The following is an 11,728-nucleotide window of genomic DNA, read 5'->3' on the forward strand; positions in this document are numbered from 1 at the left end:
CGCCGCTCCCCCACCGGCGACCACCCCCGGCCTGTTCGCCGGCCGTTCGGTTCGGCGCCACCGCCCGGCCACCCGGCATCGACGCACCGGCCACCGGGGCCTCCTACGGTGCGCGCGCCCGCCCCCCACTCCCGGACGAAAGGCCCCTCATGACCTCCCCCATCGACCGCCGTTCCCTGCTGCGCGGCGCCGGCCTCGGAGCCGCCGGCGCAGCCGCCACCGCCGCCGCCTCCCCCGCGCACGCCACCCCGGTGCGCGGCGGCATCGAGCGCACGCACCTGCGCTTCCGCCGCGACGGCCGCTTCACGGTGGTGCAGTTCAACGACACCCAGGACACCCACACCACCGACCGCCGCACCCTGCAGCTGCAGGCCGCGGTCCTGGACGACGTGCGCCCCGACCTCGTGGTCATCAACGGCGACGTGGTGACCGGCGACATGGACAGCGCCACCCAGGTGCGCCAGGCGCTCAACAACGTCGTCATGCCGATGGAGGAGCGCGGCATCGCGTGGGCGGTCACCATGGGCAACCACGACGAGGACTCCGCCGAGCGCACGGGCATGACCGAGCGCCGCATCCTGGAGTTCGTGCGCCGCTACCGCCACAACGTCAACGGCGAGGGTGCCCGCGGCATCACCGGCACCGGCAACATGGTGCTGCCCATCCGTGGCTCCAAGGGTGGCCGCGCGGCCGCCGCCGTGTGGCTGCTGGACTCCGGCCGCTACGCCCCGGACGAGATCGCCGGCCAGGACTTCGAGGGCTATCCCGACTGGGACTGGCTGCGCTTCGACCAGGTGGACTGGTACGCCCACACCTCCGCCCAGCTGGAGCGCGCCACCGGCCGCCCCGTCCCCGGCCTGGCCTTCCAGCACATCGCCCTGTGGGAGCACCGCTTCATGTGGTGGGACAGCGTGGACAGCCGCACGCCGGCCGACCACGCCCGCGCCGTGGCCAAGCACCGCATCACCGGTGAGCGCAACGAGGACGAGTGCCCCGGACCGTTCAACTCCGGCCTGTTCAACGCGATGCTGTTCCGCGGCGACGTGCGCGGGCTGTACGTGGGGCACGACCACGTCAACACCTACGAGGGCGACTACTTCGGCATCCGCCTGGGCTACGGGCCGGGCACCGGCTTCGGCGCCTACGGCCTGGGCGGGGCGCAGGACCACCGCCTGCGCGGCGCCCGCGTGTTCACCCTCACCGAGGGCAGCGACGAGCTCTACACCAGCCGTGCGCTCTTCGCCGCCGACTACGGCATCGACCTCAGCGAGGGCTACCAGCCGAGCACCCCGCGCCCGCTGCCGCCGTACGTGCGCTGAGGCGTCCGCGCACCGAGGTACGCGACGGCGCCCCGCCCACCGGTGTGGTGGGCGGGGCGCCGTCGGCTCGGTCGGTGCCCCTCCTCAGCGACCCAGGCCGTCGAAGAGGCACCCGGCGCCGGCGTTGGCCTCCACCTGGGCGATCTCCTGCGCGTTGGGCTGGGCGTCGTACTCCTGGGCCTGGGCGTGGTCGATGAAGACCTCGCCCTCGCCGAAGCCCCAGGTGCGGGCCCACGAGCCGTTGGGGTCGTCGCCCTCGGTGTCGGTGAGCATCGCCTGGGCGCCGTCGCCGGCATCGACCAGGTGGATGGAGCTCACGGCGGAGTTCCAGATCTCGGCGCCACTGTCGATGAGCTGGTCGTAGGTGGGGGCGGCGCCGTCGTTGTCGGTGATCTCCACCTCGGCGGTCACCGCGTCAGTGCCCTCGGGGCCGGGGCGGCCGAGGCGGGGCCGGCGGCCAGGCAGGTCACGGTGACAGCGGCGGTCAAGCGCGCTGCCCGCGCACCCGCACGAGTTCGTCAGGATGCGCGGGCGCCGCAGAGGTCCGCCTGTGGTCCAGAGGTACGCCCGAGAGTGCGTACCTCTGGACCACAGGCGGGCTTCTGCAGGGCGAGGGCACGCCTCGAGAGAGCGGGGCCGGGGCTGGCCGGGCGGGCGCGCACGCGGCCCCGGGCACACTGGATCCCGTGAGCACCCTGCTGTACGACCCCGACTGCGGCTTCTGCACCCGCGCCGCCCTCCTGCTGGCCGGCTGGCCCGTCACCTGCGTGGTGGCCCCGATGACGGACGCGCGCCTGGCGGAGCACGGCATCGATGCACGGCGCGCGCACCGGGAGATCCCCTTCGTGGACGATGCCGGCCGCGTGCTGTTCGGCGCACCGGCCGTGGCGGCGGCCCTGCGCACCGCCGAGCGCACCACCCTCCGGGGCGCACTCCTCCACGCGGCCGGGGTGGTCCTGGCCGCTCCCCCGGTGGCGTGGGTGGCTCCGGCGACCTACCGGTGGGTGGCCGACCACCGCCACCAGCTGCCGGGCGGCACCACGGCGTGCGCCCTGCCTCCCCCGCCGCACGCCTGACCGGAACCAGGACGGCAGGCAGCGCCCCAGCGTGCCTCAGGGCCCACACCGCTCACCCCCAGCAGGCCCGTCCGCGGCCAGCCCCCGCCGCGCGGCGGCGCGTCACACCATGTCGTCGAGGTGGCTGAACACCAGGCCCCGGCCGAGCAGCTCGGGCAGCGCACGGGCATGACCGGCGGCGGTGCCGGACTCCGGGTGGTTCATGTGGGCGATGACGATGTCCCCCGGCCCTGCCGAACCGACGGCCCGCGCCACCTGCTCGGCAGAGAAGGTGGCGCCGCCGTCGCCGTTGACGCTGAAGCCGACCACCGGCGTGCCCACGTGTGCGGCCATGGCCGAGGCCACCTCGTCGCAGTGCGCCGTCCCGGGGCGGAACCAGCGCACCGGCCGACCGGTGTGGCGCTGCAGCACCGGGATGCCCCGGGTCAGCTCGGCGTGCGCCTCGCGGACGCTGCCGGTGCCGCGGATGCCGTACGCGTGCCGCCCCGTCACCGACAGTGGCACGTGGCGCCATCCGTGGCTCTGCAGGGAGAACAACGGGTCGCGGGCGAGGTCCCGCGTGGTGCTCGGGTTGGCCCGCACCCACCGCGCGTTGAGGAAGAGCGTGGCCGGCACGCGCAGGTCCCGCAGCACCTCGATGAGCGCCCGGTCGTACCCCGCACCCGCCCCACCCCCGCAGGCGTCCAGGGTGAGCGCCACCCGGCGGCGGGAGCGTGCGAGGGCACTCCCCCGGGTGACCACGCCAGGCACCGCCGAGCCCCAGTGCCGCGGACGGCGCCCGGCGAACTCCTCCTCGACGGCGCCGCGGTGGCGTGAGCTCCCGGGCGGCTCGGACGAGAGCTCCGGCGCGGACTCGCGCGCGGGCTCCGGTGCGGCGGGGGTCGATGTCGTGGTGACCGGCGAGGACGGGGACACCGGCGCGGACCGCGTCGGGAGAGGCGGGGCCTTCGCGCCGTTCGGCTGCGCGGACGGCGCCGGCTCGAGGCTCCGCGGGTCGGGCACGCTGCAGGACGTCAGCCCCATCGCGGCCAGTCCAGCGAGCACCGACCGACGCGGCGTGCTGTGCGGTCCCCAGGTCATCCCTACACCCCCCGCAGGCAGGTTAGACCAGGCCGAGGGGCCGGCGCCTCCGCCGGCGTGGGGTCAGGCCGCCGCGGGCTCCTCGGCGTGCGCGATGTGCGCCAGCGACCGCCAGATGAGCACCAGCGTGAGGCCCGACCCCGCGAAGCCCACCCAGAACGGTGCGGTGATGCCGAACGCGTCGGCCAGCAGACCTCCGATGGGCATGCCGATGACCATGCCCCCGGTGAGGCCCACCAGGTTGATGGCGCTCATGCGCCCCATCATGTGGTCCGGGGTGGCGCGCTGCCGCACGGCCGACGAGGTGGAGGCCCACACGAAGCCGTACAGGCCGAACACGAACATGGCCGCATAGCCCACCGGCGCCGAGGTGGTGGTGGCCAGGGTGAGGTGCCAGAGCACCTCGAGGGCCAGGCACACCCTCATCACCGAGGCCAGCGACCACCGGGCGGCGATGCGGTCGTAGGCCAGCACGGCCACCACCCCGCCCACCGCGGAGGCGGTGTTGAGCAGGCCGAACCCGACGGCCCCCAGCCCGAGCCGCTCGTGCGACCAGACCACCAGCACGCCCCACCCCATCGCCCAGGTGACGTTGAACGTGAGGATGGTGAGCACGAGCGTGCGCACGGCGGGGGCGTCCTTGAGCCACGCCAGGCCGGCCACCACGTCGGCGTGCAGGCCCCGCAGCCCCGTGGGCGTGCCGGGGTCGGGCGCGGTCTCGCGCGCGGGCAGCACCATCCGGCTCACGGCGGCGGCGGCCAGCAGGAGCAGCAGCGCCGAGGAGCTGAACGCCCACGCGCTACCCAGGGCGAACAGGCCGGCACCCACGGCGGGGCCCAGCATCTGGTTGGCCACGAGGTTGGCCGACATCATGCGCGCGTTGCCGGTGGTGAGGTCCCGGCGGTCCACCACCGAGGGCAGCAGGGTCATGGAGGCCGAGTCGGTGACCACCTCGCAGACGCCCAGCAGCAGCGAGACCGTGAGCACCACGCCGATACTGGCGTGGCCCGTGACCAGCGCGGTCACCAGCAGGGTCAGCACCACCACGCGGGCGAGGTCGCCGGCCATGGTCATGCGGCGGCGGTCCACCCGGTCGGCCACCGCCCCAGCGCCCAGGCCCAGGAGCAGCCAGGGCAGGCGGTTGAGCATCGGCGCGGCGGCGATGAGCAGGGCGGAGTCGGTGAGCGTGGCCAGCAGCAGCGGGGCGGCGGCCAGGATGATGCCGTCGGCCAGGTTGGCCGCGTAGGCGCCACCCACCAGCCAGCGGAAGGTGCGCCCCATGCGCGGCGGGAGGAACCAGTCCGCGGCGCGGGTCACCGGTCCGGGTGCGGGCGCTGCGGGTGGGGTGGTGAGGGGCACGGCGCAAGGGTAGGCGGGCCTGCGGCCGGGTGGCGCGGGTTTTTCGGGGGTCCGGCGCCCGCCGGTCACCGACCGCCGGCTCGCCGTGGAGCGGAGCCCCGCGTACCGGGCACTCCGCTCCACCTCGACCTCGACACCACGCGCTGCATCCCATCGCGGGATGCGCCGCGCTACCCTGTGGCCATGAGCACCCAGATCGCCGTGCGCCTGCCCGACGAACTCGTCGCCTCCCTCGACCGTCTCGTGAGCGACGGCACGGCAGCCAGCCGGGCCGAGCTGGTCTCCTCCGCCCTGGAGCGTCACCTGCGCCACCTGGCAGCCCTGCACGACGCCGAGGTGCTCCGGACCAGAGGCGCCGAGGACGACCTGGACGACCTCGTGGCCTGGACCGTCGGCCACGTGTCCGTGGGTGACTGACGTGCGCGAGATCCGCCTCGCCCAACTCGACAAGACCCGCCCTGTCCTCGTGCTGACTCGCGACGCGGCCCGCCCCGCCCTGACGAAGGTGACCGTTGTTCCGGTGACCCGCACCGTCAAGGGCCTCTCCAGCGAGGTCCCCCTGGGCCCGACCAACGGCCTCGACGCCGAGTGCGCGGCCTCGCTGGACAACGTCGTCACCGTGCCGACCGCCTCCCTGGGGCGTGTGGTCGGGTGGCTGCACCCCCGGCAGGAGCGCGACCTGGCGGTGGCCATGGTGCGCGCCTTCGACCTCGACCTGCCCGTGCTGGGCGGCTGAGCCCCGCCTCCCCGCCTGGCTGCGACACTGGCCCGATGACGTCCGGTGCCACTGACTCCCTCGCCCAGCCCCCGAGCCAGCCCGCCGCCGCGAGCCCGTCCACCCCCACCGACGCCACGCACATCACCGTCACCGGCGCGCACCTGCACAACCTGCGCGACGTGTCGGTCACCATCCCGCGCAACCGCCTGGTGGCCGTCACCGGCGTCTCCGGCTCGGGCAAGAGCTCCCTGGCCTTCGGCACGATCCACGCCGAGGCCCAGCGCCGCTACCTGGAGACCGTCGCCCCCTTCGCGCGGCGCCTCATCCACGGCGCGCTCGACCCGCAGGTCCGCAGCATCACCGGTCTGCCGCCGGCGGTCGCGCTGGGCCAGCAGGCCACGAGCAGCGGTACCTCCTCGCGCTCCACCGTGGCCACGGTCAGCCAGACCGGCAGCATCGTGCGGATGCTGTACAGCCGCTGCGGCACCTACCCCGAGGGCGCCGAGACGCTCTACTCGGACGCGTTCAGCACCAACACGGCCACCGGCGCCTGCCCAGAGTGCTCGGGACTGGGCGTGGTGCACGAGCCCACCGAGTCCTCGATGGTGCCGGACCCGGACCTCTCCATCGCCGAGGGCGCGATCGCCGCGTGGCCGGGCGCCTGGCAGGGCAAGAACTACCGCGACATCACCGCGACGCTCGGGTACGACGTCACGGTGCCGTGGCGCACCCTGCCGCAGGAGAGCCGGGACTGGATCCTGTTCACCGACGAGCAGCCAGTGGTGCAGGTGGTGCCCGAGCGAGACCCCGAGCGCATCCAGCGGCCGTACTCCGGCCAGTTCTCCTCCGCCCGCCGCTACCTGATGCGCACCCTCGCCGAGACGAAGTCGGCCACCCAGCGGGCCCGGGCGCTGCGCTTCGTGGAGTCCCGCCCGTGCCCCACCTGCGGCGGCGCCGGCCTGCGTCCCGACGCGCAGCAGGTCACCTGGCAGGGCCACGGCATCGTCGGGCTCAGCGCGCTGCCGGTCACCGAGGTGGACCGCCTGGCCCGCGCCCGCCTGGCCGTCCTGCCCGATGCGGACGCGCCGGCCGGGGACGCCACCTCGCCCGACGTCCCGCCCCCCGCCGCACCCACCGCGCAGGAGGCCGCCGAGCGGGCCCTCCTGACGGATCTCGTGGCTCGCACCGCCGTGCTGCTGGAGCTGGGCCTGGGCCACCTCTCCCTGGACCGCCGCAGCCCCACCCTCTCCCCCGGCGAGATGCAGCGGCTGCGCCTGGGCACCCTGCTGCACACCGGGCTGTTCGGTGTGGTCTACGTGCTCGACGAGCCCTCGGCCGGCCTGCACCCGCGCGACGCCGAGGCTCTCCTGCGCGTGCTGCGGCGCCTGGTGGAGGACGGCAACACGGTGCTGGTGGTGGAGCACGACATGGCCGTGGTGGCGGCCTGCGACCACGTGGTGGACGTGGGGCCGGGCGCCGGTCAGGACGGCGGGCTCGTGCTGCACTCGGGGCCGGTCGATGAGTTGCCGGGGGTGTCCGCATCGCTCACCGGGCGGTACCTGGAGCGCCCCGTGCACCCCGAGGAGGTCCGCGAGAGCGGGCCCCGGGCGGCCACCGGGTGGCTGCGAGTGCACGGCATCCACCGCCACACCGTGGCCGGCGCGGACGTGGACCTGCCGATGGGGGCCGTCACCGTGGTGACCGGCGTCTCCGGCTCCGGCAAGAGCTCGCTGCTGGACGGCATCGCCGAGGCGGTGCGCGCCCACGCCGAGGAGGTCGCCACCGAGGCCGACGACACCGACGCCCCCGCGGACGACGCGCCCGCCACCCCTGGCACGCCCGGTGAGTCGTCGCTCGTCGGGGTCGTGAGCGCCATCGGACCCCGGGAGTCGACGACTCAACACACTGGCGGAACCGTTGGAGGGGCCACTCCTGGGGTCGATGACGGGGACCCCGCCGAGGTGCCCGGGCGCCTGGTGCGCATCACGCAGAAGCCCATCGGCCGCTCGCCGCGCTCCACCCTGGCCACCTACACCGGTGCCTTCGACCGGGTGCGCAGCCTCTTCGCCGCCACCCCCGAGGCCAAGGAGTGCGGCTTCGGCGCCGGCCGGTTCAGCTTCAACACCGCTCCCGGCCGCTGCCCCACCTGCGAGGGCCAGGGCTCGGTCTCGGTGGAGCTGCTCTTCATGCCCGGCACGTACTCGATCTGCCCGGACTGCCACGGCGCCCGCTATGACGACGAGACCCTCGAGGTGCGCTGGAACGGGCTCACCATCGCCGAGGTGCTGGACCTCACCGTGGACGAGGCGCGCACCGTCTTCGCCGACGAGGCCCCCGTGCGGCGCACCGTGGAGGCGCTGGCCACCCTCGGTCTGGGCTACCTGCGCCTGGGGCACCCGGCCACCGAGCTGTCCGGCGGCGAGGCGCAGCGCATCAAGCTGGCCACCGAGCTGCGCACCCGCCGCCGCCAGCCCACCCTGTACCTCTTCGACGAGCCCACCACCGGTCTCCACCCGGCGGACACGCACCGCCTGCTGCGCCAACTGCACACCCTGGCCGATGCCGGGCACACCGTGGTGCTGGCCGAGCACGACCCAGTGGCCCTGGGCACCGCCGACCACCTGGTGGAGATGGGGCCCGGCGCCGGTTCCGAGGGCGGACGGGTCATCGCATCCAGCCCGGCTGGGTAGGCTGCGCCCGCCCCTCACCCCGTCCCAGGAGTCCCATGTCCGCGCCCCGCGCCAGACGACGCCGCCCGGCCCGCCGCCCTGGCCGGTCGGACCGCCGTGTCTGGACCGCCCTGGTGGTGCTGGGCGGCATCGTGCTGGCCTGGCTCGTGGCCACGCTCAACCCGGCCAACGAGCGGGCCGACGACATCCCGCCGACCGCCCTCGACGCCTACCAGAAGGCCGCGAAGGGCGCCGAGGAGTTCGACCGCCCGTGCCATGACCTCGACTGGCAGGTGCTGGCCGGCATCGGGCGGGTGGAGTCCAAGCACGCCAACGGCGGCAAGCTCGACGACACCGGCCGCGCCGACCCACCCATCTTCGGAGCGCGGCTCGACGGCTCCGGCGCCGGCGGCAACGTGACCGGCCACGGCGACACCGACGGCGGCGAGCTGGACGGTGACGCCGAGTACGACCGCGCCGTGGGACCCATGCAGTTCATCCCGCTCACGTGGTCCGAGCTGGGGCAGGACGGCAACGGCGACGGCCAGAAGGACCCGCAGAACATCTACGACGCCTCACTGGCCGCGGCGCGGCTCATCTGCGGCAACCAGGAGCGCGACCTCCAGGACGACACCACGCTGCGCGCCGCCATCAAGCGGTACAACAACTCCGGCCAGTACGTGGACGAGGTGCTCACCTGGGCCGACCGCTACGGCCGCTGAGCGCGCCACGCCCACGCCCGTGCCGCGCGCCGGCCTGCCTCAGGCGGGCACCACGTACGCCGCCACCATCGCCCAGTGCAGGGCCGCGGCCAGCACCACCAGCACGTGCCAGATCTCGTGGAAACCCACCACCCCTGGCCACGGGTTGGGCCGTTCGAGGATGAACACGACGAAGCCGAGGGAGTAGACCACCCCGCCGGCGGCCAGCAGCGCCAACATGCCGGCCGGGAGGGTGACGTCCCCGGCCACCAGGGCCACCGGCATCCACCCCAGCACGATGTAGAGCGTGTTGGTGACCTCCTTGGGCAGCCGGGGGTTCACCGCGCGCAGCACGATGCCGCCCACGGCGATCGCCCACACCGTGCCCAGCACCGCCCACCCCAGCGGCGTGCGCACGTCCACCAGCACCAACGGCGTCACCGTCCCGGCGATGAGGGCGAACACGGCCGTGTAGTCCAGGGTGCGCAGCACGGTGTCGCCCCGTTCCCCCAGGTCGAGACCGTGGTGCAGGGTGCTGGCCACGAACAGCAGGAGCAGGGTGGCGGAGTAGACGCCGGCACCGACGATGCGCCAGGGGTCACCGGTGGTGGCGGCCTGCGTGACGAGCACCGCGCCACCGAGCAGCGCGAAGCAGGAGCCCACCAGGTGGGAGAGGGTGTTGACCCGCTCGTCGGTGACGTGGACCGAGCCGTCCTTGCTGCGCTCCGGGAGGGGGCCGCTCCTCACGCGGTGAACTCCACCACCGCGTCGGCGTAGGCCTCGGGGGCCTCCAGCGCGGGGCGGCGGCCGGCGCCCGGGATCTCCTGCACGCGGCCGTCGGGCAGCAGCTCGGCCACCTGGCGGGCCATCGCCCTCCCCGCGCGGTCACCGGCGCCCACGAGCACGAGGGTGGGCTGCTGCACGGCCCGCAGGGTCTCGGTGAGGTCCAGCCCGGCGAGGGTGTCCAGGGTCTGCAGGGTGCGTTGGCGGTCGATGCCCTGGGCCACGAGCGCGTTGCGGGTCTGGGCCTGCAGGGCGAGCTTCTGCATGCGCACGGCCATCTTCGGCATCGAGACGAAGACGCCCGAGAGCACCAGTCGACGCACCTTCTCCGGGTGCTCGGCCGCCAGCGTGGCACCCACCATGCCGCCCACGTCCTGCCCCACCAGGTCGAACTGGCGCCAGGTCATGACGTCGCCGGTGTAGAGCACGGCCGAGGCGCAGGCGGAGAGGTCCAGCGGGCCCGCCGGGCGGTTGGGCTTGAGCGCGTCCACCCACGGCGCGGCCATGGGGCGCGAGGCCCCCACCCGGCTCACGACGTCCTGCCAGTCGATGGGGTTGGAGCCCAGCCCGTGCACCAGGGCCAGCGGGGTGGGGCCGGGCGTGGCCTCCTCGAGGCCGGAGAGGTCGTCCGGGACGGTCACGTCGGGCAGTTCAGGCAGGTCGTCGCTCACCCGCGCCACGCTACCCGGGCCGTCCTGCTGGCCGCGGAACCCCTCCGGCCCCGCGGGATCAGACGCCGCGGGCCGCGCGCCGCTCGGCGGAGCTCCCGCCGTAGCAGGTGGTGTCCGAGGGGATCTCCCCCGCGACCACGGCCGCCCACTTGCGGGTCAGGTAGGCACCGTCGTCCGCCACGGCGTCGCGGTAGCTCATGTAGTCCTTCTTGAAGGGCGTGCGCACGTGGTAGCTGCCGGACCCCATGTCGATCACGGTGACCAGCCGCCCGGAGGCCCGGTGGAAGAAGTCCTTGTGGTCGGTCATGCGCACCCCCCTCGTCCCACCCGATGCGGCGCAGCGACTCGGTGCGGGTCACGTAGTTCTGGGCCACCATGAGACGCACCGGCAGGCCGTTGAGCGCCTCGTCGTCCTCGCGCAGCGGCGGGAGGGTCCCCTCCACCATGCGCGGGTAGCGCAGGTCACCGGCCTCGTTCTGGGGCAGCCCCACCAGCGCCAGGCCCACGATGTCGACCTCCGGCGTGGCCCGCAGGTACTCCACGGCCCGGTGGATCTGCGTGGCGGCGGTGAAGACGTGGTCGTCGTCGGTCACCAGCGTGAACTCGGTGTCCACCATCGAGAGGGCGAGGTTGCGCCCCACGGGGACCCCGGAGTTGAACGGCAGAGGCACCACGTCCGCGCGGAGCGGATGAAGCGGCGGCAGGTGGCGGGCCGCATGAAGGTCTTCACGGCGATGGTGACGTGCTCGGCGGTGTCGGCTCGCTGCTCGGGGGTGGGCAGCCCGACGGTGCGGCGGTCGTGCCGGGCGGCCCGGGCGAGCTGGGCGGTGGCCAGGGCGGTGAAGGCGGCGCGCGCCGGGATGCCGGCCACGGGGTGGTCGAGGGCACGCCTGGCGCGCTGCTTCCAGGTCATGGGTCACCGTAGCGGCGCAACCAGGCGGGTCAGGTCGGGGCGACACCCGCGGCTGCCGGGCAGCGGACCTCAGGCCAGCTCGCGCACCACCTGCCGCACCAGCGCCTCCCCGCGGCGGGCGGCCATCTCCAGGAACGCCGGGAAGTCCTCCACCGCTCCCTCGTCGGCGCTGTCGCTGATGCTGCGCACCACGGCCCAGGGCAGCCCCATGCGTGCGCAGGCCTGGGCGGTGGCGGCACCCTCCATCTCGGCGGCCAGGGCGCCGAACACCTCGTGGATGCGGGCGCGCGCGGCCCCGCTGGCGACGAACTGGTCGCCCGAGGCCACCCGCCCGGTGTGGACCGCGGCGTCCTCGGCGATGGCGCGAGCGGCCCGTTCGCAAGCGGCGCGCAGCCGGTCGTCGGCCGACCAGGCCAGCGGCTCGCCGAGGAGCTCGCCG

The 11,728-nt window shown here is 74.6% G+C and carries 14 protein-coding genes; 6 read left to right on the top strand and 8 right to left on the bottom strand.

Translation table 11 applies throughout. The features are described 5' to 3' along the window. Window positions 1-149: 149 nt before the first annotated feature. Window positions 150-1,319, top strand: coding sequence for a metallophosphoesterase family protein (locus HMPREF3099_RS02045; protein WP_070703530.1), 1,170 nt, complete (start codon window positions 150-152; stop codon window positions 1,317-1,319). A gap of 84 nt (window positions 1,320-1,403) precedes the next feature. Here the strand turns inward: HMPREF3099_RS02045 and HMPREF3099_RS13225 are convergent, their stop codons facing one another. Beyond that, window positions 1,404-1,730, bottom strand: coding sequence for a snapalysin family zinc-dependent metalloprotease (locus HMPREF3099_RS13225; protein ID WP_070703531.1), 327 nt, complete (start codon window positions 1,728-1,730; stop codon window positions 1,404-1,406). Between the two features lie 275 nt (window positions 1,731-2,005). Between HMPREF3099_RS13225 and HMPREF3099_RS02055 the strand changes: the two genes are divergently transcribed. Continuing rightward, window positions 2,006-2,395: a thiol-disulfide oxidoreductase DCC family protein gene (locus tag HMPREF3099_RS02055; protein ID WP_070703532.1), complete on the top strand. Its 390-nt coding sequence runs from the start codon at window positions 2,006-2,008 to the stop codon at window positions 2,393-2,395. 102 nt (window positions 2,396-2,497) lie between these two features. Here the strand turns inward: HMPREF3099_RS02055 and HMPREF3099_RS13345 are convergent, their stop codons facing one another. Together HMPREF3099_RS13345 and HMPREF3099_RS02065 are read right to left on the bottom strand one after the other, a co-directional pair. Continuing rightward, entirely contained in the window at window positions 2,498-3,094 is a 597-nt protein-coding gene (locus tag HMPREF3099_RS13345; RefSeq protein WP_237769706.1) for a polysaccharide deacetylase family protein, read from the bottom strand. Window positions 3,095-3,538: 444 nt separating this feature from the next. Further along, a complete protein-coding gene (locus HMPREF3099_RS02065; protein ID WP_331250694.1) occupies window positions 3,539-4,834 on the bottom strand; it encodes an MFS transporter in 1,296 nt (431 codons plus the stop codon). A 183-nt stretch (window positions 4,835-5,017) separates the two neighbouring features. On the opposite strand from HMPREF3099_RS02065, the gene HMPREF3099_RS02070 reads away from it, so the two are divergent. The 4 genes from HMPREF3099_RS02070 to HMPREF3099_RS02085 are packed head-to-tail and all read left to right on the top strand — an operon-like array spanning window position 5,018 to window position 8,943. After that, window positions 5,018-5,251 (top strand): ribbon-helix-helix domain-containing protein, encoded by a 234-nt coding sequence (locus HMPREF3099_RS02070; protein ID WP_070703542.1) that lies wholly within the window; start codon window positions 5,018-5,020, stop codon window positions 5,249-5,251. Continuing rightward, window positions 5,244-5,570: a type II toxin-antitoxin system PemK/MazF family toxin gene (locus tag HMPREF3099_RS02075; protein ID WP_269149650.1), complete on the top strand. Its 327-nt coding sequence runs from the start codon at window positions 5,244-5,246 to the stop codon at window positions 5,568-5,570. The genes HMPREF3099_RS02070 and HMPREF3099_RS02075 overlap by 8 nt, the downstream gene beginning before the upstream one ends. 35 nt (window positions 5,571-5,605) lie before the next feature. Then, window positions 5,606-8,242, top strand: coding sequence for an excinuclease ABC subunit UvrA (locus tag HMPREF3099_RS02080; RefSeq protein ID WP_070703535.1), 2,637 nt, complete (start codon window positions 5,606-5,608; stop codon window positions 8,240-8,242). Between the two features lie 35 nt (window positions 8,243-8,277). Further along, a complete protein-coding gene (locus tag HMPREF3099_RS02085; protein ID WP_070703536.1) occupies window positions 8,278-8,943 on the top strand; it encodes a lytic transglycosylase domain-containing protein in 666 nt (221 codons plus the stop codon). A gap of 39 nt (window positions 8,944-8,982) precedes the next feature. Here HMPREF3099_RS02085 and HMPREF3099_RS02090 read toward each other — a convergent pair whose 3' ends face one another. From HMPREF3099_RS02090 to HMPREF3099_RS02110, 5 genes are all read right to left on the bottom strand, one after another. Then, the gene (locus HMPREF3099_RS02090) at window positions 8,983-9,669 is read right to left on the bottom strand and encodes a PAQR family membrane homeostasis protein TrhA (RefSeq protein WP_070703537.1); all 687 of its coding nucleotides are present in this window, start codon (window positions 9,667-9,669) and stop codon (window positions 8,983-8,985) included. Then, a complete protein-coding gene (locus HMPREF3099_RS02095) occupies window positions 9,666-10,376 on the bottom strand; it encodes an alpha/beta fold hydrolase (protein ID WP_101849644.1) in 711 nt (236 codons plus the stop codon). Before HMPREF3099_RS02095 ends, HMPREF3099_RS02090 begins: the two co-directional genes overlap by 4 nt. Before the next feature lie 58 nt (window positions 10,377-10,434). Continuing rightward, complete coding sequence (locus HMPREF3099_RS02100; RefSeq protein WP_141494347.1) at window positions 10,435-10,683, bottom strand: hypothetical protein; 249 nt, start codon at window positions 10,681-10,683, stop codon at window positions 10,435-10,437. A gap of 282 nt (window positions 10,684-10,965) precedes the next feature. Continuing rightward, window positions 10,966-11,289 (bottom strand): hypothetical protein, encoded by a 324-nt coding sequence (locus HMPREF3099_RS12255; protein ID WP_070703540.1) that lies wholly within the window; start codon window positions 11,287-11,289, stop codon window positions 10,966-10,968. A 69-nt stretch (window positions 11,290-11,358) separates the two neighbouring features. Then, a partial coding sequence (locus HMPREF3099_RS02110; protein WP_141761940.1) for a 5'-methylthioadenosine/S-adenosylhomocysteine nucleosidase occupies window positions 11,359-11,728 on the bottom strand: 370 nt, incomplete at its 5' end.

The sequence above is a fragment of the Kytococcus sp. HMSC28H12 genome (genome assembly GCF_001816045.1).
GTDB classification, from domain to species: Bacteria; Actinomycetota; Actinomycetes; order Actinomycetales; family Dermatophilaceae; genus Kytococcus; species Kytococcus schroeteri.

Coding starts and splice junctions, on each gene's coding strand:
- HMPREF3099_RS02045 (WP_070703530.1), top strand. CDS start 150: ATGACCTCCCCCATCGACCGCCGTTCCCTGCTGCGCGGCGCCGGCCTC.
- HMPREF3099_RS02070 (WP_070703542.1), top strand. CDS start 5,018: ATGAGCACCCAGATCGCCGTGCGCCTGCCCGACGAACTCGTCGCCTCC.
- HMPREF3099_RS02080 (WP_070703535.1), top strand. CDS start 5,606: ATGACGTCCGGTGCCACTGACTCCCTCGCCCAGCCCCCGAGCCAGCCC.
- HMPREF3099_RS02085 (WP_070703536.1), top strand. CDS start 8,278: ATGTCCGCGCCCCGCGCCAGACGACGCCGCCCGGCCCGCCGCCCTGGC.
- HMPREF3099_RS02100 (WP_141494347.1), bottom strand. CDS start 10,683: ATGACCGACCACAAGGACTTCTTCCACCGGGCCTCCGGGCGGCTGGTC.
- HMPREF3099_RS12255 (WP_070703540.1), bottom strand. CDS start 11,289: ATGACCTGGAAGCAGCGCGCCAGGCGTGCCCTCGACCACCCCGTGGCC.